We start from the raw sequence: 21,643 nt of genomic DNA, 5'->3' as shown, positions 1-21,643 counted from the left end.
TACTTTTTGGTGTATAATAGTTTTGCATCTCAGAATCTTTCTAATTGTTGTTGTGGTGATTACAATTATATCTCTCTGAGATGTTTTTTGATACCCTTAGGTGGCTAACTTCATTTTAGAACTTTCCAAAAATTTTTGAGTTAAAGCAAAAGTGTTTTCTAAAATTGATTCAACTCCCCTGATATGTGCTTTGAATACCTTGAATAATCACCCTTGCCCCCAAAACCGTCACATAAAAGACATCAAACAACCACACGCTATTCATATCTCTGTTACCCATCCCAATCGTATATTTTGCTATAATAAACCTATTACTGTTACAAGTACAACATTAATCAAAGAGAGGTGGCATATGAAAAAACTTGGTTTACTCTTATTAGACACATTGCTGTTTTTAAGCCTGTGGTTTATCGGCTACAAAATTTTCACTCGATATTTCTACTGGTATGCTACCCGCCTATTTGCTCAGGGAAATCTTCCAATCCCAGAAATTCTCATCACCCCATTTGTCGTTACCCTGATTGTCACCTGCCTCTTTCTTCTTCTGCGCCCCCTTTATTCTAGAGAACTAAGGCAGTCTGCCCTCATCTTGATTTACACCGTCTATGCTCTTGCACTGCTTTTTGGCCTTTTCGGGAAAAATGTAGGACTGAAAGGTTTTAATCTCTCTATCGCAACCAGTCTTCAAGACCTATACTATGATAAAATCACCGTATTTCTCAATGCTATCATGTTTATCCCCTTGGGACTTCTGTTTAAACCTTCCTTAAAAAATAGCCTCCTCTTTCTCGGCTTTATTTTATGTGTAGAATTTAGCCAATATTATTTTGCACTAGGCTATTTTGACATCGGTGATCTCATCATAAATAGCATGAGTTTTCTGGTTGGTAATCTGATTGGAACCAGCACCCTTGGTCGTTACGTTAAATCCCATATTCAATAAAAAAGCTGCCTCTCTATTTTGTGAGAAGGCAGTTTTCCTTTTGATCTAAAATCGTTGCTCCTAAAACATTTTTAAAGTGATTTAGAGCAAATTGATGCGCCTCGTCTGTGATTGAGGCAATAGCAGAGCTGACAATTTCAATGTCATAGCCAAGGTTATAAGCATCAATAGCCGTATGTAGCACACAGATATCGCTTAACACACCAGTCAATACAACTGTTTTAACCTGACGCTCACGCAGACGAATATCTAAATCTGTTCCTGCAAATGCGGAATAATGACGTTTGTCCATCCAAAACACTCTCGGATCCGCTTTGCTATTAGCATAAAAATCAGCCAAAGGACCAAATAAGTCACGCCCAGAAGTCCCAGCGATGTTATGAGGAGGAAACAACTTTGTCTCAGGGTGAAACACATCTCCTTCATCATGACAATCAACCGCAAAGAAAATATAGTCACCATTGACATAGGCCTCCTTAGTGACCTGTGCAATACGCTCAGAAATCGCTTGAGCAGGTTTTCCAGCTGTCAACTTCCCATCATCCGCCACAAAATCATAAGTATAATCAATTGAAATCAACGCTTTTTTCATAAAATCTCCTCATTACAGAAAGAAGCTGAGAAATTCCCAGCTTCTTTTAATATCACTCATTAGTCGAGCTTTATTCATATCCTTTAACTTTTTCAAAAATACCTTCGTTAATCACTTTGAGGTATGTCCCCTTCATACCAAGTGAACGACTTTCAATGATACCAGCCGATTCTAATTTACGAAGGGCATTAACAATCACTGAACGGGTAATACCAATGCGGTCTGCAATAACAGAAGCTGTCAAACGCCCCTCGTTACCGTTAAGTTCAGCTAAGATTGCTGCGACTGCACGCATTTCTGAATAAGATAAGGTATTAATCGCCATATTGATAGCTGTTTGCTTACGGATTTTCTCTTCCAAGTTTTCATTTTGGAAGTTGACAAGCTGAATACCAACTACCGTTGCTGCCATCTCAACCAAGACAAGATCATCTTCGCCAAAAGTCTTGTCATTTCGCCAAATAATGAACGAACCAAGACGCATCCCTCCACCATAAATTGGCGCAAGAGTTGTCAATCCATCTGGATAGATGTCTTTTGATTCTACTGGGAAAATCGTTAGCGCGTTATCAACTGGGATATTTGCCTCAGTATCATAAACACGGCTGGCTGCACGTACGTATTCCTCTGGGAAAATACGGCTTTCAAAAAATTCTTCTGTTCGGTCGTTATTCGTCTTATACTTCAGAGCATAGCCAAGCAAGTTACCACTTCCATCAATGATACAGGCATTACAATCAATAATATCGGCTAACTGGTCTGCCATGGCATTATAAGGAAGCCCCTCACCTAAACTATCAATAGAACGTTGTAAGATAGCGGTGATTTTGCGCGTTTTTTCAAGTAAATTCGCCATTTCTCCTCTTTCCTTTTTTTAGTCGTGCTTATTATACCAAAAAGGCTATCTTTTAGCAACAATTTTCAGAAAATTAGATACAGTTTTGACAATTTTATAAAATCCAGATACAGCAACAAAGAAAACCTTTTCAAAATCTAATTTTCTGGCCAAAAAAGCTGATCTAAAGTAACCTCTAAAACCTGACAAATAGCAATACAAAGATTAATCGTTGGATTATAATCTCCCTTTTCAATTGCATTGATGGTCTGACGAGAAACTCCTACTAAATCTGCTAATGCCTGCTGAGATAAATCTTTCCCAGCCCTCGCTGCTTTTAAACGTAAATTTTTCTTCATTCTTTATCCTCAAAATGCCGAATAATCAATTTTAAAAAGATTGTCAAACCAGCAGCACCAAACCAAATCGCCTGCATAATAGCGGAAAAGCTATCTTTTAAATTAAAATGTTCACTTGAAATAACCTTCCATGATGAAAACTCAATCAAAAGAATCACTAGGAGATAAATCACTTCTTCCCACTGCTTTTTCCGTGCTTCAAAATAGGCATCATGCCAAATACTGTAAACGATAAAAGGAATGACACCCCCAACCATAATCAGAAAGAGACTGTTTCTAAAGTCAAGCCAGGCAGGACGCTCTTCTACAAAGAATAACACCGTTGCAACAGCAAAAACACCTGCAATTGCCAGTTGATAGCCTTTTAATTGATAATATCGTTGGCGCTCATCAAATGAGCTAAACAGCTCTGATACTCTCCAAATGCCAGTCAAAAGAACAAACACTATAAACATCCAAAAAAATAACATCAGTCTTCCTCCTCTCGTTTATCAAGATAGCGACGGTAAGTAATTGAACTTCCCATTGCAAATAGTGATAAGCCTAAAATAAGCATTGACCCACTGCCACCATGCGAAAAGAATTCATTTACATCCAAATGTTTTGAAACCATTTCCCAACCCGTCATCAAGATAGTGACCAACCCATACAACAAACAACCGATACCCATAAGATGACCATGTTTTTCAAAACGCGGATCAACCAAAGGGTGAGCTCCTTTTAACGTTGCATAGGTAACATTAACCGCAAGTCCACCAAATAGGATAAAAACAAACCAAAAGATCGGCGAAAATAAATTTGGCAACATGCGTGTCAGCAACAATCCAAGCCAAGCACTAAAAATCGTAAAGGCAAAACCATATTGATAACTCTTTAGTACAAAATGTTTTTGTCTCTCATCTAAAGCAACTCCCGTTTTTCCTCTTAATTGTTTAGCCATAACAATTCCTCCTTGGCTTCTGATATTTTTCACCTTAATCATACTCTTTAGATAACTTTTTGTCAATTATATTTTACAAAATGTCGTAAATTTTTTCAAAAAAATAAAAGACCTAAAGTCTCGAGCACTCTAGGTCTTTTTCTTATAATCATTGTTCACTTAATTAAGCTGACAATACTTTACGTCCTTTACGACGACGAGCTGCAAGCACGCGACGTCCGTTTTTAGTTGACATACGGTGACGGAATCCGTGTTTACGTTGACGACGGATTTTACTTGGTTGATAAGTACGTTTCACAATGAATACCTCCTCATAGATTTTCGTATTCGTTTAGCCGGCTAGTGTGATATCAGTTACTAAACATACCATAATATTCTATAAAAATTTGCCCCTCTTGTCAAGAACTATTTCCGTAATTCACGGAGTTTTTGATTGATTCTTCTTGTTTGTTGCTTTTCGTATTGAAAAATGGCAAAGCTGATAATCAGATAAATGACCAGAAACTCAATAAAGAACGACAAGAAGTCCACTTCTGTAAACCACCCATTCACAGTCATCATGAGGCTGACCCATAAAAAGATAAGGCTGAGATGCAATAATTGTCTTAGCCGCGGAGCTATTTTCAAAGCGTAAGCATAGCTAGAAAGCCCCATCAATCCTGAACAAACTGCTACAACCAGCATTTGAGAAAACTTCTGGGTACTAACTCCCAGCAAAGTCAGCATCATCAGATAAACGACTTGCCCAATGCCAATGCCACTAATCACATAAACGATTGTTTTTTTCATATAATCACCTACTTCATCATATAACGGCTAGTCGAAAAGACAAGGAGGTAAATGATTGCCGTCATGATGATGGCAAACCAATTAAATATCCCATTAAAAGCTAGCATCCCTGCTACCAATCCACAGACCAGCACCATGTGGAGTAGACCACGATAAGATACTGTGATATGTTCTTGCTCATAAATCATGGCAGTCAGACCTATCAAGGCACTCATGACCAAAACACTCACAATCATTTTGACACTAACCTCTTGGACACTAATCAATGCTAATACATAAGAGAAAGAGCCAATTCCTAATCCTGTTGCCATATAAGTTACTGTTTTTTTCATTTTCCTTACCTCAATCCTAATCGTTTTTCTAAGTCTTTTAAATACCTTCTGCTGACATTAACTTTAAGTTTTTTAGTCATCAGCGCCAACATATTTCCCGAAAAAGATGCCTCTAAACTCAGCAAATGCTGAATATTGATGATACTTTGCTTTGACACCTGTATCATATCCTCACTGGATAAGCGCTCTTTAAAGCGGTAGAGCCTATCTGTCGTCAATAGCCGCCCTTCTAAGGTCTCAATAACCAATTGTGGACCATCTACTTCAATCGCTATAATATCAGTTTGCTTGACTAACTTAATCCTGTCCGGTGTTTTTATAGGCAGGATATCCCTTGTTTGGACACCAAATTTTTCCAAATAACTCACCATAGCTACAACTTCATCATCATAAGTAGCTTTCGCTAAGGTCACCTCAAGTTCCTCAATATTTTTCTCTTTAAATTGCCATTTCATACAATCCCCTCACATCATTCTCAAAAGATATCTTCCATGCTCTTATCTTATCAAAAAATAGCAGAGCTGTGGCCATTTTCACGCTAAGCGGTTGAAATTGACTGGTGAGCGGTTGTAAAGTATAGAAAAAGAGAGCCTAAGCTCTCTAAAATTAATCCCCCACCAAAACAGCTACTGTTTGGTAAGCTTTAAGTGTGATTTTTTCTCCAACTTTAACATCGTCGTAGTTGCTAATTAAGACGTTACCTGATTGATACACTTCTGGTAAATCTAAAGTCACTTCATCAGCGTAAAAATTATTTAATACCAACAACTTCTGTCCTTGCCAATTGCGCTCAAAGGCATAAACCTGGTTGCTATCTTTATAGACCGCCTTATAGTCTCCTTCAGCAATGATTGGTAACTCTTTACGCAAGCGGATAAGTTCTTTATAGAATGGGAAAATCTTACCATTTTTTTCTGCTTCAACATTGATTTGTTGATACGATTTACCTGCTTTTAGCCACGGCGTTCCTGTGGTAAAACCTGCATTTTCAGAGGCATCCCACTGCATTGGGATACGAGAATTGTCACGTGATTTTACGGTAATAATCTTAAAGGCTTCTTCTGGAGTTTTTCCTTCATCAAGCATGATTTGATAGGCATTAAGGCTCTCTACGTCGACATAATCTGCCATGCTTTCAAAATCTGGATCTAACATGCCAATTTCTTCTCCCATGTAGATATATGGTGTTCCACGAGACAGATGAATACTGGATGCTAACATCGTTGCCCCTTCTTCACGGAAGTTTTTGACATCAACAAAGCGGTTAAGGGCACGTGGTTGGTCGTGATTATTGTAAAATAGCGCATTCCAGCCATTCCCTTCGCTCATTCCCTCTCCCCAGGTATGGAAAAGGCTGCGCAATTCTTCAAAATCGAAATCTTTAATCGTCCATTTTTGACCATTCTCATAATCCACTTTAAGGTGATGGAAATTAAAGGCCATTGATAATTCTTCACGCTCTGGTGCCGTGTAGAGAATACAATTTTCCACAGTTGTCGCCGACATTTCTCCCACAGTCATAAAGCTTGGATCCTGTCCAAAGCTGGCTTGATTGAGCATGTGTAGGTAGTCATGGTTGATTGGTCGATCTGTGTAGGCTGGTTTCCCATCGTTAATTGGACAATCTTCCAATACTTCATCTTTACCAATCAAGTTAATCACATCAAAACGGAAGCCTTTGACACCTTTTTCTTTCCAAAAGTTAACGACTTTAAAAAGCTCTTCACGAACAGTTGGATTGCGCCAGTTAAGATCCGCCTGAGTCACATCGAAAAGATGCAAGTAATATTTTCCTGTATCGCCAAACGGTGCCCAAGCATTGCCACCAAATTTTGAAACCCAATCGGTAGGTTCATCACGCAAAATGAAGAAATCTTGATAGAAGGAATCACCAGCTAAAGCCTTTTGGAACCATTCATGCTCTGTTGAACAGTGGTTTAATACCATGTCTAGCATAAAGTCGATACCATGCTCTTTACCAACAGCTATCATTTCTTCAAAATCTGCCATAGTACCAAAATCTGGATTAACAGCTGTGTAATCTGAAACGTCATAGCCATTGTCCCGTTGCGGACTAGGATAAAAGGGATTTAACCAAATCATATCAATACCTAGTTCAGCCAAATAAGGTAATTTTTCAATAATCCCTCGCAAATCACCCACACCATTTCCTGTGGTATCTTTATATGATTTTGGATAAATTTGATAAACCACCTTTGTTTTATCAATCATTCTTAGAGTTCCTTCCTTTTCTTTTTCCAGTCGAATGAATTAGCTTTAATACAAAGAACCGAGACGCCAACAGCTCAAAAGCACCAAATGAGTTTCTGAGGTTCTAGCAATGGGAAAAGCAGAGCTTTCCTCAAAACGTACAGCAAGTCGAAAATGACAATGTCTCAAAGTTAATCCAAAGGACTATACATATCTAGGTAAAGGTAAAGGGCCCAGTTACCTAAGCCCCTCTCCTTTTTTAATCTATTATAACATTATGCTTTGGCTTCGTCTTCTGTTTTGGTAAGGATACCAGCTTTACGGAAGAAGAATGTCAAGATGAATGGTACTGCAATCGCTACTGCCATACAAATGAAGAATGGAATCATGTATTTCACATTGATCGCCATAAATCCTGGAAGACCACCAACACCGATTGAGTTTGCTTGAACGTTAAACGTTGTTGACAAGAGGCCTGCAGCTCCAGAACCAATCATTCCTGCTACGAATGGGTAAACGTATTTCACATTAACACCGAAGAGGGCTGGCTCGGTAACACCAAGGTAAGCAGAGATTGCAGCTGGAAGTGAGATTTGTGCTTCTTTCTCGCTGTGACGGTTCATGAAGTAGTAAGCAAGAACTGCTGAACCTTGAGCAATATTTGAAAGAGCAATCATTGGCCACAAACCAGTTGTATGAGTTGCAGTATCTGCGATAAGCTGTGTATCAATCGCATTTGTCATGTGGTGAAGACCAGTGATAACAAACGGCGCATAAAGGGCACCAAAGATAGCACCGAAGAGCCATTTAAGTGGACCTGTCAAACCAGCAAGAACAACTGTAGATAAGAGTTGACCTAACCACCAACCAAATGGACCAAGGACAGTGTGTGCCAAAACAAGTGCTGGAAGAAGTGACAAGAATGGTACAAAAATCATTGAAATCACTTCTGGAATACGTTTACGCCAGAAAATCTCAAGGTAAGAAAGTGACAATCCTGCAAGAAGTGCTGGAATAACTTGCGCTTGGTAACCAATACGGTTTACTGTTGCAAAACCGAAGTCCCAAACCCAGTTCTTAGCAATTTCTTCAGCAGATGTTCCTGGAACAGCGTAAGCATTAAGTAACTGTGGTGACACCAAACAGATACCAAGGACAATACCAAGAATTTGTGAAGTTCCCATCTTACGAGTAACTGACCAAGTAATCCCTACTGGCAAGAAGTGGAAGATTGCCTCACCTGGAAGCCATAGGAAGTGGTTCACACCGTTCCAGAATGTTGACACTTCAACAATTTTCTTACCATCTAAGAAACCAAATGGAACACCTTCCAAAATGTTACGGAATCCTAGAATCAAACCACCCACGATGATAGCTGGCAAGATTGGCGTGAAGATTTCAGCCAACATGGTCATCACGCGCTGAACTGGATTTTGGTTACTTTTCGCAGCAGATTTAGCCGCTTCTTTAGAAACACCTTCAACACCAGATACGGCTGTGAAGTCGTTGTAGAAGATTGGAACATCATTTCCTATAATAACTTGGAATTGACCAGCGTTAGTAAATGTTCCTTTAACTGGTGCCAATCCTTCAATTACTTTCACGTTTGCTTTTGACTCGTCTTCAAGGACAAAACGCATACGCGTCGCACAGTGTGTCACTGCTTTAATATTTTCTTTACCACCGACAGCTTTTAACAGCGCCTTGGCATCATTTTCAAATTTTCCCATTTCATTCTCCTTGGGGATTTATTTTTTACAAGGCTAATTGTAACCGATGACAAAGTTGTATGCAACTTGTTTGGGTTAAAAGGTGTAAAAAAAGTTTAAAAACCAACAACTTGTATGGTAAAATAAAGACATCTACTCTAAAAAGGAGTTCCAACTGACTTAAAATGAAAAAATACGAACACATTTATAAAGAATTAGAAAATAGAATTTTATCCGGACAGTACCCAGTCGGACATTACCTGCCCACTGAAATGGAACTTTGTGAGCAATTTTCAGCCAGTCGAGACACCGTCCGTAAAGCGCTCAGCCTTTTAACCAAGGAAGGCTTAATCATAAAATCTCAAGGACGCGGATCTCAGGTCAAAAAACAAGAACTCATTAATTTCCCTGTATCTGAGCTATCCAGCTATCAAGAACTGGTCGCCCTACACGGAATAACTTCAAAAACCAATGTCATCAGCCTTGATAATCTCATCGTCGATGACGAACTGCGCAAGCTAACTGGCTTTCCTGTCGGAACCCATGTTTTTCGTATCACGCGCCAACGCGTTGTTGACAATGTCGCTTCCGTTCTAGACATCGATTACCTCCTCAAGCCAATTGTCCCTTCGATATCACGGGAAATTGCAGAGCAGTCTATCTATGCCTACCTTGAAAAAGAACTTGGTCTAGCCATCTCTTATGCCCAAAAACAAATTACCATTGATAACGCCAGAGACCAAGATAAAATTTTACTAGACCTCGGAAGTGATAAACACGTGGTCTGCATCCGCTCCAAAGTCTATCTGGCAGACAATCGCCAATTCCAGTTTACCGAAAGCCGGCACAAACTAGAAAAATTCCAATTCATTGACTTTGCACGGAGAAAGTTGTAACACTCACTATCCCGTTAATCTAAATGAATACTTGACTTACCTTTAGCAAAAACTTAGACACCCTTAATAATACCTTTATTGATTTCCTCACCACACAGTGATATGATGTCCTTGTCACTGGATAAAGAAAAAATCACTAGGAGGAAAACAAATATGAGACAAAAAAAGTGGGGAATTGTTTTCACATGTCTATTAATAGGATTGCTATCTTTAACTTCCGTAACTGCCGATACGATCAAAGGCATCCCTTTTACGGTCAAAGGAAATGCTAAACTCAGTGAAGTCGATATTTTCCCCTTCTATATCGGTAATGATAAAATCAGCATGCAGCTAATGTCACATAGTTATGGTTATGTCTATATCAACGATGAACTGATAAAAGTTGATGACATTAAACATAAAAATTGCCACCGTTCAGGATGCTCTTCCTCACGTGAATGGACAACCAGTGGTCATCGAGCTGGTGAAAGCGGGAGTTACACTATTGACCTTGGAAAGCCTCTCAAAAAAGGTGATATAGTCACCTTTAGATTCTCAGATGATGGTAATATCCCCTTCGGAATCCTCGTCTATGAAGATGAACAATCCGCTACCGAACGTCTACAAAACGAACGACACTTAAAAGAACAAGAATACGCCGAAAAACTATTTAGACAATCCATCCTTGATGAAAATAACAAAACTTGGTACAACACTGCCAGTGACTTCTTCCTAGAGACCTGGTGGAATGTCACCGGCTGGTGGTACCAGTAATATCAGACTATCTTCAATAATAAAAACGCTTAGAAATTTCTTATTTTTTTCTAAGCGTTTTTTATCACATTTTTAGCACAGTGCAATGTTTTCACTCTCATGGTTTAAGAAAAAGCAAAGCTTCTAAGGATTTTTGGTATCAAGGACAATGGTAACAGGACCATCATTGATAAGGGATACCTGCATATCCGCTCCAAATCGCCCTCTAGCAACCGGCACCGCTTGTTCCAAGGCATCATTAAAATCATCGTAGAGCTGGCTAGCTAATTCTGGCTTAGCTGCCCCTGTAAAGGCTGGACGGTTTCCTTTTTTGGTATCCGCAAAGAGCGTAAACTGCGAAATCGATAAAATTGAACCACCAATATCTTGAACGGATAAATTCATCTTGCCATTTTCATCTGAGAAAATACGCATGTTGAGAATTTTACGCACCGCATAATCCAAGTCTGCCTGCGTGTCATCTGGTCCAACTCCCACTAACAACAGCAAGCCCTGATCAATCTGTCCAACTACTTTATTGTCAATCGAGACGGTGGCTTCAGACACCCGTTGAATAATAATTTTCATAATTCCTCCTATCCATTTGTCCGTTTGACAGAATAGACATCTGGAACAACCTTTATCTTATCAACCACGGTTGTCAAGGTCGCCAAATTCGGAATACTGAACGACACGTGGATATTGGCAAATTTCATGTCTTTAGTCGGTTGGGCGTTAACTGTCGAGATATTCTTCGTTTGATTTGACAGGATTGTCAACACATCATTTAAAAGACCTGAACGATTTAAGCCATAGATATCAATTTCTGCTAGATACTCTTTGCCAGCATTGTTATCGTCCCACTCAACCTCAATGAGACGTTGTTCATAGCCTTCTTGTCCCTTGATATTGTTACAATCTGCACGGTGAATGGCTACCCCTCGTCCTTTAGTAATATAGCCTTCAATCGCATCGCCTGGAACAGGGTTACAGCATTTGGCAATCCGCATGAGAAGCCCTGACGCCCCTTGAATAATCACACCGTTCTCACTCTTAACCTTGAGAACGTCACGGTTGCTACGGTTGACTTCGCCGCCATTCAATAGCTCATCTGCCTCTGCTTTTGCTTTCGCACGTTCTTCTTCACGGCGCTCTTTTTCGGTTAATTTATTGAAGACGCTAATCGCAGAAATTTCACCAAAGCCAATCGCCGCATACATGGCTTCTTCACTTCTCGCACTCACGCGCGGCAAAATCGCTTCAATATGTTTTTTATCAAGATATTTGTTGGCAACAAGCCCATTTTCTTGGAAGATGTCAATCAAAAGTTCACGTCCCTTATTGACAGACATCTCTTTATCTTGATTTTTGAAAAATTGACGAATCTTGCTTCTCGCCTTAGTCGTTTTAACAATCTTAATCCAGTCACGACTTGGTCCAAAAGAATTTGGATTGGTGACAATTTCAACAACGTCACCCGTTTTCAACTTAGCCGTTAGTGGTACCATACGGCCATTAACCTTAGCCCCCGTCGCCTTTTCTCCCACCTGAGTGTGAATCGCATAGGCGAAATCAATTGGTCCAGAATCTTTTGGTAATTCCTGCACAGCCCCATTTGGCGTGAAAACATAGATACGCTCTGAGAAAATATCCTCTTTCACAGAATCTACAAAGGCTTTAGCAGAGCCATTTGACGAATCTTGGAGTTCAACCAACTCCTTAATCCAGTTCATCCCAATCGCTGATTCTTTACTGTCAACCTTGCTGGTCTGTCCTTTTTTATAGGCCCAGTGCGCAGCGACACCGAACTCTGCCACCTCATGCATGTCCTTGGTACGGATTTGAATTTCAATCGGCCCTTTTGGTCCATAAACAGTGGTATGAATAGACTGATAACCATTGGCCTTAGGCGCAGCAATGTAATCTTTAAATCGCCCAGGCATCGGACGCCACAGCTCATGAATGTAACCCACCATGGCATAGACATCACTCGGCGTCTTCATAATACAACGAATGGCAATCAAATCATAAATCTGATCAAAGCGTTTCTTTTTATCACGCATTTTGCGGTAAATCGAATAAAGGTGCTTAGGTCGCCCATAAACATCGCCGTATAAGCCTTGCTCATTAGTATAGGCTGTGATTTTACCAACAATCTCCTCGACCAGTTCTTCACGTTCACGACGCTTCTCATTCATCATATGAGAAATTTTGTAGAATTCATTTTCCTCCAAATAGCGGAAGGACAAATCCTCTAGTTCCCATTTGATACGGCTAATCCCCAGACGGTGAGCAAGCGGTGCATAAATCTCCATGGTTTCACGAGAAATGCGTTCCTGCTTATCTTTACGAAGGTGCTTAAGCGTCCGCATATTATGAAGACGGTCAGCTAATTTCACCAAGATAACTCGAATATCCTTGGACATGGCCATCAGCATTTTACGGTGATTTTCAGCCAACTGCTCCTCATGAGGCTTGTACTCCACCTTACCGAGTTTGGTCACCCCATCAACAATATCACGCACAGCTTTTCCAAAATCACGCTCAATATCTTCCAAGGTCGTATCAGTATCTTCCACAACATCATGAAGAAAACCACAAGCTACCGTTACAGCATCCAAATGAAGACTCGCCAAAATCCCTGCGACCTGAATAGGGTGGATAATATAAGGCTCACCCGACTTCCTGAATTGATGAAAGTGTGCCTTTGTGGCATATTCCAAAGCATACTGAACAAACTTAACATCTTCTTCAGACAAGTATTCCGCTCCAAGAGCAACCACTTCTTCTCCTGTTAAATTCACTTCTTTTGGCATGATAGCTTCCTTTCACTCTCCATTTGATGATAAATCTGAAACAGCCCATAGGGCTGCTTTTCTCTAATCTATATTTTATATATTTTAACACTTTTTATGAAAAAAGCATAGCTAGTAGTAATCGCAGCAATCCATATCCTTTTATCATTACTTTTGTGAACAAATCATTTATCAAAACAATTAATTGTTCGCTTATTTTTAAAAACGCGATTGAAAAAAACGCTTACGAGTTGTATAATATATAGGTTAAACGAAATTTCTGACGAAGTTTCACTATTATCAAAAAGGAGATGTTTTAATATGTCAAAACACTATCTGTCTAAGAGTGCCCTTGTTCTCTCACTTATCGCAACAGGTCTAGCTAGTACAACTCTCGTACAAGCAGATGAAACAACAACTGCAACTACTCTAGAAACGCCTGTTACCGAAGCAGCTACCACTGGAGCAACACCTGCTGAAACGACCACACCAGATACAACTGCCGTAGAGACAGAATCACCAGCAGTGGCTATATCACTCGACAACGCTCCAAAACCAGATACTGCTATCATTGCACCTGTGGAAGGCCAAACGGTGGATATTCGTATCGCTTCAACAACTGACCTTCATACTAACTTAGTTAACTATGATTATTATCAAGATAAAGAAGCACAAAACATCGGTTTAGCTAAAACGGCTGTTCTCCTTGAAGAAGCAAAAGCTGAAAATCCAAATATCGTTACCGTGGACAATGGCGACCTTATCCAAGGAACACCACTCGGAACTTACAAGGCTATCGGTGATAAGGTTGAACCAGGTGAACAACACCCAATGTACGCAGCACTTGAAGCACTTGGCTTTGATGCTAGCACACTTGGTAACCACGAATTCAACTACGGTCTAGATTACCTCAAAACAGTCCTTGACACAGCTGATATTCCTGTTCTCAACGCCAATGTTCGTGATGCTAAAACAAACGCATTAGCCTTCAATCCTTATGTGATTTTACCAAAAACCTTTAAAGATACCACTGGTAAAGACGTTACTGTCAACATCGGAATTACAGGTATCGTTCCCCCTCAAATTATGAACTGGGATAAAGCAAACCTTGAAGGTAAGGTCGTCGTTCAGGACGCTGTTGAAGCAATCACTGAAATTATTCCTACCATGCGAAATGCTGGCGCAGACCTCGTTCTTGTCCTTTCTCACTCAGGTATCGGTGATGATAAATACGACAAAGGTGAGGAAAACGTTGGTTACCAAATCGCAAGTATCTCAGGTGTTGATGCTGTGGTAACAGGACATTCTCACGCTGAATTTCCATCTGGTAAAGGCACTGGATTTTATGAAAAATACGCTGGTGTTGACGGAGTACGTGGCCTCATTAACGGAACCCCTGTTACCATGGCAGGAAAATATGGTGATCATCTAGGAATCATTGACCTCAATATCACTTATACAAACGGCAAATGGACTGTTAACAAAGATAAAAGTCAAAGTTCAATCCGTAAAATTGATACAAAATCCTCTAAAGCTAATCAAACTATCCTTGACATCGCAAAAGAAGCTCACAATGGTACCATCGAATACGTTCGTAAACAAGTTGGTACAACAACCGCACCTATCACTAGCTACTTTGCATTAGTCAAAGACGATCCATCAGTTCAAATCGTCAACAATGCGCAGCTTTGGTACGCTAAAAAAGAACTCGCTGGCACACCATACGCTAACCTTCCACTCCTCTCAGCTGCTGCACCATTCAAAGCAGGTACACGAAACGATCCAACTGCCTACACAGACATCCCAGCTGGACCAATCGCTATCAAAAACGTTGCCGACCTTTACCTTTACGACAACGTCGCAGCTATCCTAAAAATTACTGGAGCTGATTTGAAAGAATGGCTAGAAATGTCAGCAGGACAATTCAATACCATCGATCCAAACAAAAAAGACCCACAAAACCTCGTCAACACAGACTACCGCACCTACAATTTCGATGTCATTGACGGTGTCACTTACGAATACGATGTGACTCAACCAAACAAATACGACCGTAGTGGTAATCTTGTCAATGCAGACGCAAACCGTGTTCGTAACCTAAAATACAATGGCGTAGAAGTTGCAGATAATCAAGAATTCATGGTAGTTACAAATAATTACCGTGCTAGCGGAACTTTCCCAGGTGTCAAAAATGCCACTGTCAACTATCTCTTCAACTTAGAAAACCGCCAAGCTATCATCAATTACATTGTTTCTGAAAAAACAATCAACCCATCTGCTGACAATAACTGGTATTTCACAGATAGTATTTCTGGGCTTGACATCCGTTTCTTGAGTGCCGATAAAGCTAAAGATTTAATCGGAGGTGCCAAAGATATCTCATACGTTGGTTCATCAAGCGTTGAAGGATTCGGAGACTTCAAATTTACTTATATCAAACCAGAAGTAGCTATTCCTGATAACACAGACACTAAAAAACCAACACTTTCAGACAAAGATCGTACAGACATTCACCAATTGGTATCTAATGCCTATAAAGCTCAACAAACAAAAACAGCTGCCACAGATCCAATCAATACAAATACAGTACATAAGACAGATAATCTCCCTCAACAAAAACCTCTGTCAAGTCCTGGTGTAACAGCTAAAACAAATGTCTTACCAAAAACAGGCGAAGCTGATTCTGTTGCCATCACCTTCTTTGGCTTCGGACTTCTCGCTAGCCTTGCAGGACTTATCCGTCGTAAAGAAAATTAATTCAATGAACGAACTGCCCAATGCAGTTCGTTTTTTGCTATAATAAAGCTAAGAAAGGAGTGATACCTATGATGACACCCTATGGCTATTTTAATATGACGAGGCGAATGCCCACTAATGAGATTTGGAGAACTGAGACCTTCACCTCTCTATTAAAATAAAAACTTTTCCATTTTGCACTAAGTGACTCTCGGTTTTCCTCGAAAGGACTTATGACAAAAACTGTAAAACAGCAAGCTTATCGTGTGATCTCAGAAACACGAACAGACTATCTGATTTCAAACCAAAGCGATATCAAACACTTACCTAAACGCCCTAAAACAGCACCTTACTATGTCGGTGATTGGCTCCTTTACGATAGTGATCGTCAGACTTATTCTCTACAAGAACGAAAATCTATCGTTTCCAAAGCCAGTAATCACACGTTAAAAAACGACCATCACCACAAATCAGAGCAGGTCATGGCAACCAATGTCGACCAAGTCTTCATTTTAATGGCACTTAATCAAAATTTTTCACTCGCCAAACTAGAACGCTACTACCTCGTTTTCTACCAAGAAGCAGTTGACTTGCATTTTATCTTAACCAAACCTGACCTTGTTTCCAATAGCAAAGAAATCATTGCTGATATCAAACACCTTTATCCCCAACTATCCCTAACCTGTCTCAATAATTTAGAATCCTCATCTATTACCCGATTTAAAAATCTTCTAAGTCCTCAAAAGACTGGACTCTTATTAGGAAGTTCGGGCGCTGGAAAATCAACCTTAATCAATAATCTCCTCCCCTTTCAATCCCAAAAAACTAACGCCGTCAAACGAACTGACGCCAAAGGTAAACACACCACTACCAGCAGTCAACTCTTTTACCACTCCGAATTAGACTACACCATCATTGACACCCCTGGGTTTAAAGGCATTGATAAAGTCAACACCCTAGACTTATCCCCCTTATTTAATGAGATCATCTCTCTCAGTAGACAATGCCACTTCCCAAATTGCCAACACAACAAAGAACCACGATGTGCCATCAAACAAGCACTAGCATCGGGAGAGTTAAACCATGAGTTATGGCTACGCTACTGCTACCATATGACAAAATTATCCTAAAAATTGCGAGAGGTTGAGACAAAAATGTCTCAACCTTCTCTTATTAATAGTAATGACAGATTGATGCAGTGGTTGATTGGAAGTCTATAACTGGTCACTTTTTCATTTTCTTGGATATCCCATGACCTCTCCTCCTAAAAGTGCTATAATGAAACTAGCATTTTTTGAAAGGAGTCATATGTCGGATTTAACCCTTGTCTATATCAGTCTCAGCGGTAATACACAAAGTTTTGTCAAACGCCTCTCAGACTATTTAGCAACTACTCAAGAACTGACAACTCGTCAGATTAACATCAAAGAACTTAATCACGAAACCTTCCCCGTGACAGAACCCTTTGTGGCATTATTACCAACCTATCTCGAAGGAGGTAATGGTGTTGACCACGGCGATGTTGAAATTTTAACCAATCCACTTGGCGACTTTATCACAGCTCATGACAACTACAAAAACTGTATGGGAATTATAGGCTCTGGTAATAAAAATTTTAACCATCAGTATATTCTTACCGCTAAACAATACAGCAAGCGTTTTGGCTTCCCACTTCTAGGCGATTTTGAGTTACGTGGTACAAGCGCAGATATTGAACGCTTAGCAGCCGTCATTTTAGAAACAAAAGCAAAATGGAATACCGCAAACTAGCCGAACTGCCAAAAGAAGTCTTAGAAACTTTTTTCAAAGAACACTGGAATGATACACAAATGGCTATCAGAGGACAATTATTTCATCTACTTGATAGCGAGGGCTTTGTTGCTATGGACAATCAGAACATCCTAGGTATCATCACTTGGCAAATCATCGATAAACAGTTTGAAATCTTGTCATTAGACAGCCTAAAACCTCGTGAAGGTATCGGAAGCCAGCTTCTAGCTCTAGTTGAAGAAAAGGCTCGCCTATTAGGCTTTCGAAACTGTCACCTCACCACTACCAATGACAACCTAGTTGCTCTCTCATTCTATCAAAAACGAGGCTATCATATCGCTAGAGTTTTCCCAAACGCTGTGACCAAGGCTAGACAGTTAAAACCATCAATTCCTCTCATCTCTGAAAATGGTATCCCTATCCGAGATGAATTGGAACTCATTAAACCACTTAATTAAGGAGTATCACATGCAAACAACCATCAATTACATCACGACCCTCTGTAATATCCCATCACCAACAGGTTTCACAACCACTATTATGGACTACGTTCAAGCTGAACTTGAAAGCTTTGGCTACACTCCTGTGCGTACTGCCAAAGGTGGCCTTATGGTATCTGTTAAAGGAACTGATGACAGCAAACACCGCGTCGTAACCGCACACCTTGACACTCTTGGTGCTATGGTTCGTGCCATCAAACCTGACGGTCGCCTCAAAATGGATTTAGTAGGTGGCTTTGTTTATAACGCTATCGAAGGCGAAAACTGTACTGTTCACGTTGCCAAAAACGGCAAGGAAATCTCTGGAACAATCCTTATGCACCAAACATCTGTTCACGTTTACCGTGATGCAGGTACTGCTGAGCGCAACCAAACCAATATGGAAATTCGTTTGGATGAAAAAGTAAAAACAGCTGATGAAACACGTGCGCTAGGTATCGAAGTCGGTGACTTCATTTCCTTTGACCCTCGCGTTGTGGTCACAGAATCAGGCTTTATCAAGTCTCGCCACCTCGACGACAAGGTCAGCGCAGCCATTCTTATCAAACTCCTCAAAACCTATAAAGAGAATGCTATCGTCTTACCAAACACTACTCACTTCTACTTCTCAGCCTTTGAAGAAGTTGGACACGGTGCAAACTCTAGCCTACCAGCCGAAACAGTCGAATACCTTGCTGTTGATATGGGAGCCATGGGTGATGACCAAGCCACTGATGAGTACACCGTTTCAATCTGTGTCAAAGATGGTTCAGGTCCGTATCATTACGAACTCCGCCAACACATGGTAGCTCTAGCTGAAAAGAATAATATCCCTTATAAACTCGATATCTATCCTTATTATGGTAGTGACGCCTCTGCAGCCATGCGCGCTGGTGCAGAAGTTAAACATGCCCTCCTAGGAGCAGGTATTGAGTCTAGCCATTCCTACGAACGTACGCACACTGATTCTGTTGAGGCAACTGAACGTTTAGTTGATGCCTACCTCAAGTCAGAAGTTATCTAATGAAACAGCTCATCCTCATTCGTGGTAATTCTGGGTCCGGTAAATCCACTCTAGCGCTGCAACTTCAACAAAAACTCGGTCAAAAGACCGTTCTTCTTCCTCAAGACACCCTACGTCGCCTCATTCTAAACGCCAAAGATGGTTACGAAACACCGACCGTCCCTCTCTACCTCACACTCCTCGAACATGCCTACCAGCATCATGACATCGTCATTATTGAAGGTATTCTCCATAGAGACTGGTATGCCCCTCTTTGGGATAAAATAGCAGAGCTTTACGGAGACAAGGCTTATGCTTATTATTATGATTTACCCTTTCAAGAAACCATCAGACGCCATCAAACCAGAGATAAAGTCAATGACTTTTCCGTATCAGATATGAAGCGATGGTGGCTCGAAAAAGATTACCTCAATCAGTTCAATGAAACCTATTTTGATGAAACTGTAAGCCTAGAAAACGCCCTCTCAATAATATTAGAACATCTGAGAAATTCTAATTAAGAACATGAAAAGCTTAGCGTCAAAGATTGATGCTAAGCTTTTTCACTATTTAAATTTACCAACTCTTATCCTTGTTCTTTTGGAAGAATAAGATTTAATACAACACCCACAATCGCTGCTAGTGCAGTACCAGAAAGATTAACCGCACCAAGATCAAGAACAGCGCCACCTAGACCAAGAACAAGCATTGAACTTGAAATAATCAAATTACGAACCTGACCAAAATCAACTTGACGCTCAATTAACACCTTAAGACCATTTGAAGCAATAACCCCATACAGTAGAATAGACATTCCACCCAAAACAGCGTTCGGAATCGTCGAAATCAAGGCTGTAAATTTCCCAAAGAATGAGAAGGCAATCGCAATCAGTGCAGCATTACGAATAACTGAAACAGAAGCAACGCGTGTCATTCCGATAACACCAGTATTTTCACCATAAGTTGTATTAGCAGGACCACCGATGAAAGCTGAAACAGCCGTTGCGACCCCATCACCAATAAGAGTCCGTTGCAAACCAGGTTCCTTCAAGAACTGGCGACCAGTAATCTGACCAAGAACCGTATGGTCCCCAATATGCTCCGCTATTGTTACCACCGCAATCGGTAAAATGGCAATCATCTCAGGACCAAAGTAGAACTCATATGATTTAAAGACACCTGTCTTAAACGGTAAGTAGAAAGATGGCAGTTCAAACCATTTCGCCTCGAGAACTGGCGTAAAATCAACTAATCCTAAACCAAGTGCTAAGATATAACCACCAATGATAGCAAATAAGAAAGGAATAATCTTCACAAAACCTTTACCGTTTGTATTAATAAAAGCGGCAATCAAGAAAGTCACAATTGCAACTACAATATTTCGCCAATCAGCATCCGCAACAAAACCAGCTGATGTCACCGCTGAATTTGCTAACCCTAACCCAATAACAATAATCATAGGACCAATCACAATTGGTGGCAAGACCTTATCAATCCACTTAGTCCCCAAAACACTAATCAAACCAGCGATTACAACATAAATCAAACCAACAAAGAAGACACCCGTTTGAGCTGCCGAAACATTTCCACCCATAGCTTCATTAGCCGTCGCCATAGCTGTAATATAAGCAAACGATGACCCCAAATAAACAGGTACCTTAGCCTTCGTAGCCACTTGGTAAATCAAAGTTCCAACACCAGAAGCAAAAAGTGCTACTGACACAGGCATTCCCAAAATAAGCGGCACCAAAATGGTAGCACCAAACATCGCAAAAACGTGCTGGAAAGAAAGCAACAATCCCTGAGCAAACTCTGGCTTTTCCTCAACATCTAAAATCAAATCAACCTTTGAAACATCAAGATCTAGCGCTGTATGATGCTCATGTTCTCCAACATGCATTTTTAATTCCATGATTCCTCCACCTGGGCACACAAAAAGAGCCCAGTCTTATATTAGTAGTCATAGGCTCTTCGTTTTTCCTGAAATGTCTTTCTCACCTCACGGGATGAGTTTAAAAACCTACGCTTTTGGTATTATAACATAGCAGAGCTAAAAATACTAGACATCTTTCACAAAAAATTGACAGACATCCAAAGAGGTAATTTCCCAAAGTAATTTCCACTTTAGCTTTCGAAGCGGAAGTTAGTCTAAAACGGATTTTTATGGTGGAATTAAGTCTGAGACGTTTGCGTTAGAAATGAGTCCTTACTATGACAAAATATAAACACCTTACCCTCTCAGACCGCAATGACATCCAACTTGGCTTAGAACGTGGAGAAACCTTCAAAGTCATTGGACAAACTATCCTAAAAGATCCTACTACCGTTTCCAAAGAGGTCAAACGTAACAGACAGGTCAGAACCTCTACCAATGATGGGCTTCCTTGCCCTCTCCTTGATAAATCCCCATTTGTCTGTAACGGATGTCCTAAGAGAAGACAAAATTGTGGCTACAAGAAAATCTTCTACCTCGCTAAACAGGCTCAAAAACAATACGAACAAACCCTCGTTGAGGCTCGAGA

The 21,643-nt window shown here is 40.3% G+C and carries 23 protein-coding genes and 1 pseudogene; 10 read left to right on the top strand and 14 right to left on the bottom strand.

What is annotated here, in order from left to right:
- The first annotated feature begins 352 nt into the window (after window positions 1–352).
- Entirely contained in the window at window positions 353–943 is a 591-nt protein-coding gene (locus EAF07_RS09480; protein ID WP_121836318.1) for a VanZ family protein, read from the top strand.
- Between the two features lie 13 nt (window positions 944–956).
- Here the strand turns inward: EAF07_RS09480 and EAF07_RS09475 are convergent, their stop codons facing one another.
- The 11 genes and pseudogenes from EAF07_RS09475 to treP form a co-directional block, all read right to left on the bottom strand.
- On the bottom strand, window positions 957–1,535 hold the full coding sequence (locus EAF07_RS09475) for a cysteine hydrolase family protein (RefSeq protein ID WP_121836317.1): 579 nt from the start codon (window positions 1,533–1,535) through the stop codon (window positions 957–959).
- A 70-nt stretch (window positions 1,536–1,605) separates the two neighbouring features.
- A complete protein-coding gene (gene codY / locus EAF07_RS09470; RefSeq protein ID WP_121836316.1) occupies window positions 1,606–2,391 on the bottom strand; it encodes a GTP-sensing pleiotropic transcriptional regulator CodY in 786 nt (261 codons plus the stop codon).
- Window positions 2,392–2,528: 137 nt separating this feature from the next.
- Window positions 2,529–2,729, bottom strand: coding sequence for a helix-turn-helix transcriptional regulator (locus EAF07_RS09465; RefSeq protein ID WP_121836315.1), 201 nt, complete (start codon window positions 2,727–2,729; stop codon window positions 2,529–2,531).
- Window positions 2,726–3,199: a hypothetical protein gene (locus EAF07_RS09460; RefSeq protein ID WP_121836314.1), complete on the bottom strand. Its 474-nt coding sequence runs from the start codon at window positions 3,197–3,199 to the stop codon at window positions 2,726–2,728. Before EAF07_RS09460 ends, EAF07_RS09465 begins: the two co-directional genes overlap by 4 nt.
- Window positions 3,199–3,669, bottom strand: coding sequence for a hypothetical protein (locus EAF07_RS09455; RefSeq protein ID WP_121836313.1), 471 nt, complete (start codon window positions 3,667–3,669; stop codon window positions 3,199–3,201). Before EAF07_RS09455 ends, EAF07_RS09460 begins: the two co-directional genes overlap by 1 nt.
- Window positions 3,670–3,832: 163 nt before the next feature.
- On the bottom strand, window positions 3,833–3,967 hold the full coding sequence (gene rpmH / locus EAF07_RS09450) for a 50S ribosomal protein L34 (protein ID WP_002885866.1): 135 nt from the start codon (window positions 3,965–3,967) through the stop codon (window positions 3,833–3,835).
- A 107-nt stretch (window positions 3,968–4,074) separates the two neighbouring features.
- On the bottom strand, window positions 4,075–4,458 hold the full coding sequence (locus tag EAF07_RS09445; protein ID WP_121836312.1) for a DUF3021 domain-containing protein: 384 nt from the start codon (window positions 4,456–4,458) through the stop codon (window positions 4,075–4,077).
- A gap of 8 nt (window positions 4,459–4,466) precedes the next feature.
- On the bottom strand, window positions 4,467–4,790 hold the full coding sequence (locus EAF07_RS09440) for a DUF3021 family protein (protein ID WP_121836311.1): 324 nt from the start codon (window positions 4,788–4,790) through the stop codon (window positions 4,467–4,469).
- 5 nt (window positions 4,791–4,795) lie between these two features.
- Window positions 4,796–5,245, bottom strand: coding sequence for a LytTR family DNA-binding domain-containing protein (locus EAF07_RS09435; protein ID WP_121836310.1), 450 nt, complete (start codon window positions 5,243–5,245; stop codon window positions 4,796–4,798).
- Between the two features lie 151 nt (window positions 5,246–5,396).
- On the bottom strand, window positions 5,397–7,022 hold the full coding sequence (gene treC / locus EAF07_RS09430) for an alpha,alpha-phosphotrehalase (protein ID WP_121836309.1): 1,626 nt from the start codon (window positions 7,020–7,022) through the stop codon (window positions 5,397–5,399).
- Window positions 7,023–7,282: 260 nt separating this feature from the next.
- Window positions 7,283–8,731, bottom strand: a pseudogene (gene treP / locus EAF07_RS09425) (PTS system trehalose-specific EIIBC component); the annotation flags it as partial.
- A gap of 164 nt (window positions 8,732–8,895) precedes the next feature.
- Here treP and treR point away from each other — a divergent pair.
- Window positions 8,896–9,606, top strand: coding sequence for a trehalose operon repressor (gene treR, locus EAF07_RS09420; RefSeq protein ID WP_121836308.1), 711 nt, complete (start codon window positions 8,896–8,898; stop codon window positions 9,604–9,606).
- Between the two features lie 153 nt (window positions 9,607–9,759).
- A complete protein-coding gene (locus tag EAF07_RS09415; protein ID WP_121836307.1) occupies window positions 9,760–10,359 on the top strand; it encodes a hypothetical protein in 600 nt (199 codons plus the stop codon).
- Window positions 10,360–10,482: 123 nt separating this feature from the next.
- Here EAF07_RS09415 and dtd read toward each other — a convergent pair whose 3' ends face one another.
- Together dtd and EAF07_RS09405 are read right to left on the bottom strand one after the other, a co-directional pair.
- Window positions 10,483–10,926 carry a D-aminoacyl-tRNA deacylase gene (gene dtd, locus EAF07_RS09410; protein ID WP_121836306.1) on the bottom strand — a complete coding sequence of 148 codons (444 nt, stop codon included), beginning with the start codon at window positions 10,924–10,926 and terminating at the stop codon, window positions 10,483–10,485.
- 8 nt (window positions 10,927–10,934) lie between these two features.
- Window positions 10,935–13,154, bottom strand: a complete 2,220-nt coding sequence (locus EAF07_RS09405) for a RelA/SpoT family protein (RefSeq protein WP_121836305.1) — start codon at window positions 13,152–13,154, stop codon at window positions 10,935–10,937.
- Between the two features lie 300 nt (window positions 13,155–13,454).
- Between EAF07_RS09405 and EAF07_RS09400 the strand changes: the two genes are divergently transcribed.
- The 6 genes from EAF07_RS09400 (at window position 13,455) to EAF07_RS09375 (ending at window position 19,642) form a co-directional block, all read left to right on the top strand.
- On the top strand, window positions 13,455–15,890 hold the full coding sequence (locus EAF07_RS09400) for a bifunctional 2',3'-cyclic-nucleotide 2'-phosphodiesterase/3'-nucleotidase (protein WP_121836304.1): 2,436 nt from the start codon (window positions 13,455–13,457) through the stop codon (window positions 15,888–15,890).
- A gap of 212 nt (window positions 15,891–16,102) precedes the next feature.
- Window positions 16,103–16,999: a ribosome small subunit-dependent GTPase A gene (rsgA, locus tag EAF07_RS09395; RefSeq protein WP_121836303.1), complete on the top strand. Its 897-nt coding sequence runs from the start codon at window positions 16,103–16,105 to the stop codon at window positions 16,997–16,999.
- A 178-nt stretch (window positions 17,000–17,177) separates the two neighbouring features.
- Window positions 17,178–17,639, top strand: a complete 462-nt coding sequence (nrdI, locus tag EAF07_RS09390) for a class Ib ribonucleoside-diphosphate reductase assembly flavoprotein NrdI (RefSeq protein ID WP_121836302.1) — start codon at window positions 17,178–17,180, stop codon at window positions 17,637–17,639.
- Window positions 17,621–18,097: a GNAT family N-acetyltransferase gene (locus EAF07_RS09385; protein ID WP_121836301.1), complete on the top strand. Its 477-nt coding sequence runs from the start codon at window positions 17,621–17,623 to the stop codon at window positions 18,095–18,097. The genes nrdI and EAF07_RS09385 overlap by 19 nt, the downstream gene beginning before the upstream one ends.
- A 10-nt stretch (window positions 18,098–18,107) precedes the next feature.
- Window positions 18,108–19,142 (top strand): M42 family metallopeptidase, encoded by a 1,035-nt coding sequence (locus EAF07_RS09380; protein ID WP_121836300.1) that lies wholly within the window; start codon window positions 18,108–18,110, stop codon window positions 19,140–19,142.
- Window positions 19,142–19,642, top strand: coding sequence for an AAA family ATPase (locus EAF07_RS09375; protein ID WP_121836299.1), 501 nt, complete (start codon window positions 19,142–19,144; stop codon window positions 19,640–19,642). Before EAF07_RS09380 ends, EAF07_RS09375 begins: the two co-directional genes overlap by 1 nt.
- A 65-nt stretch (window positions 19,643–19,707) precedes the next feature.
- On the opposite strand, the gene EAF07_RS09370 is transcribed toward EAF07_RS09375, so the two are convergent.
- Window positions 19,708–21,021 (bottom strand): uracil-xanthine permease family protein, encoded by a 1,314-nt coding sequence (locus EAF07_RS09370; protein ID WP_121836319.1) that lies wholly within the window; start codon window positions 21,019–21,021, stop codon window positions 19,708–19,710.
- Between the two features lie 311 nt (window positions 21,022–21,332).
- Between EAF07_RS09370 and EAF07_RS09365 the strand changes: the two genes are divergently transcribed.
- Window positions 21,333–21,643: helix-turn-helix domain-containing protein (locus EAF07_RS09365; protein ID WP_142925602.1), on the top strand; the 311-nt coding region annotated here is incomplete at its 3' end.

The organism is Streptococcus hillyeri (assembly GCF_003686955.1).
GTDB classification, from domain to species: Bacteria; Bacillota; Bacilli; order Lactobacillales; family Streptococcaceae; genus Streptococcus; species Streptococcus hillyeri.
The sequence above is the reverse complement of the archived record's forward strand: the minus strand, read 5'-3'. Positions and strand labels throughout refer to the sequence as shown.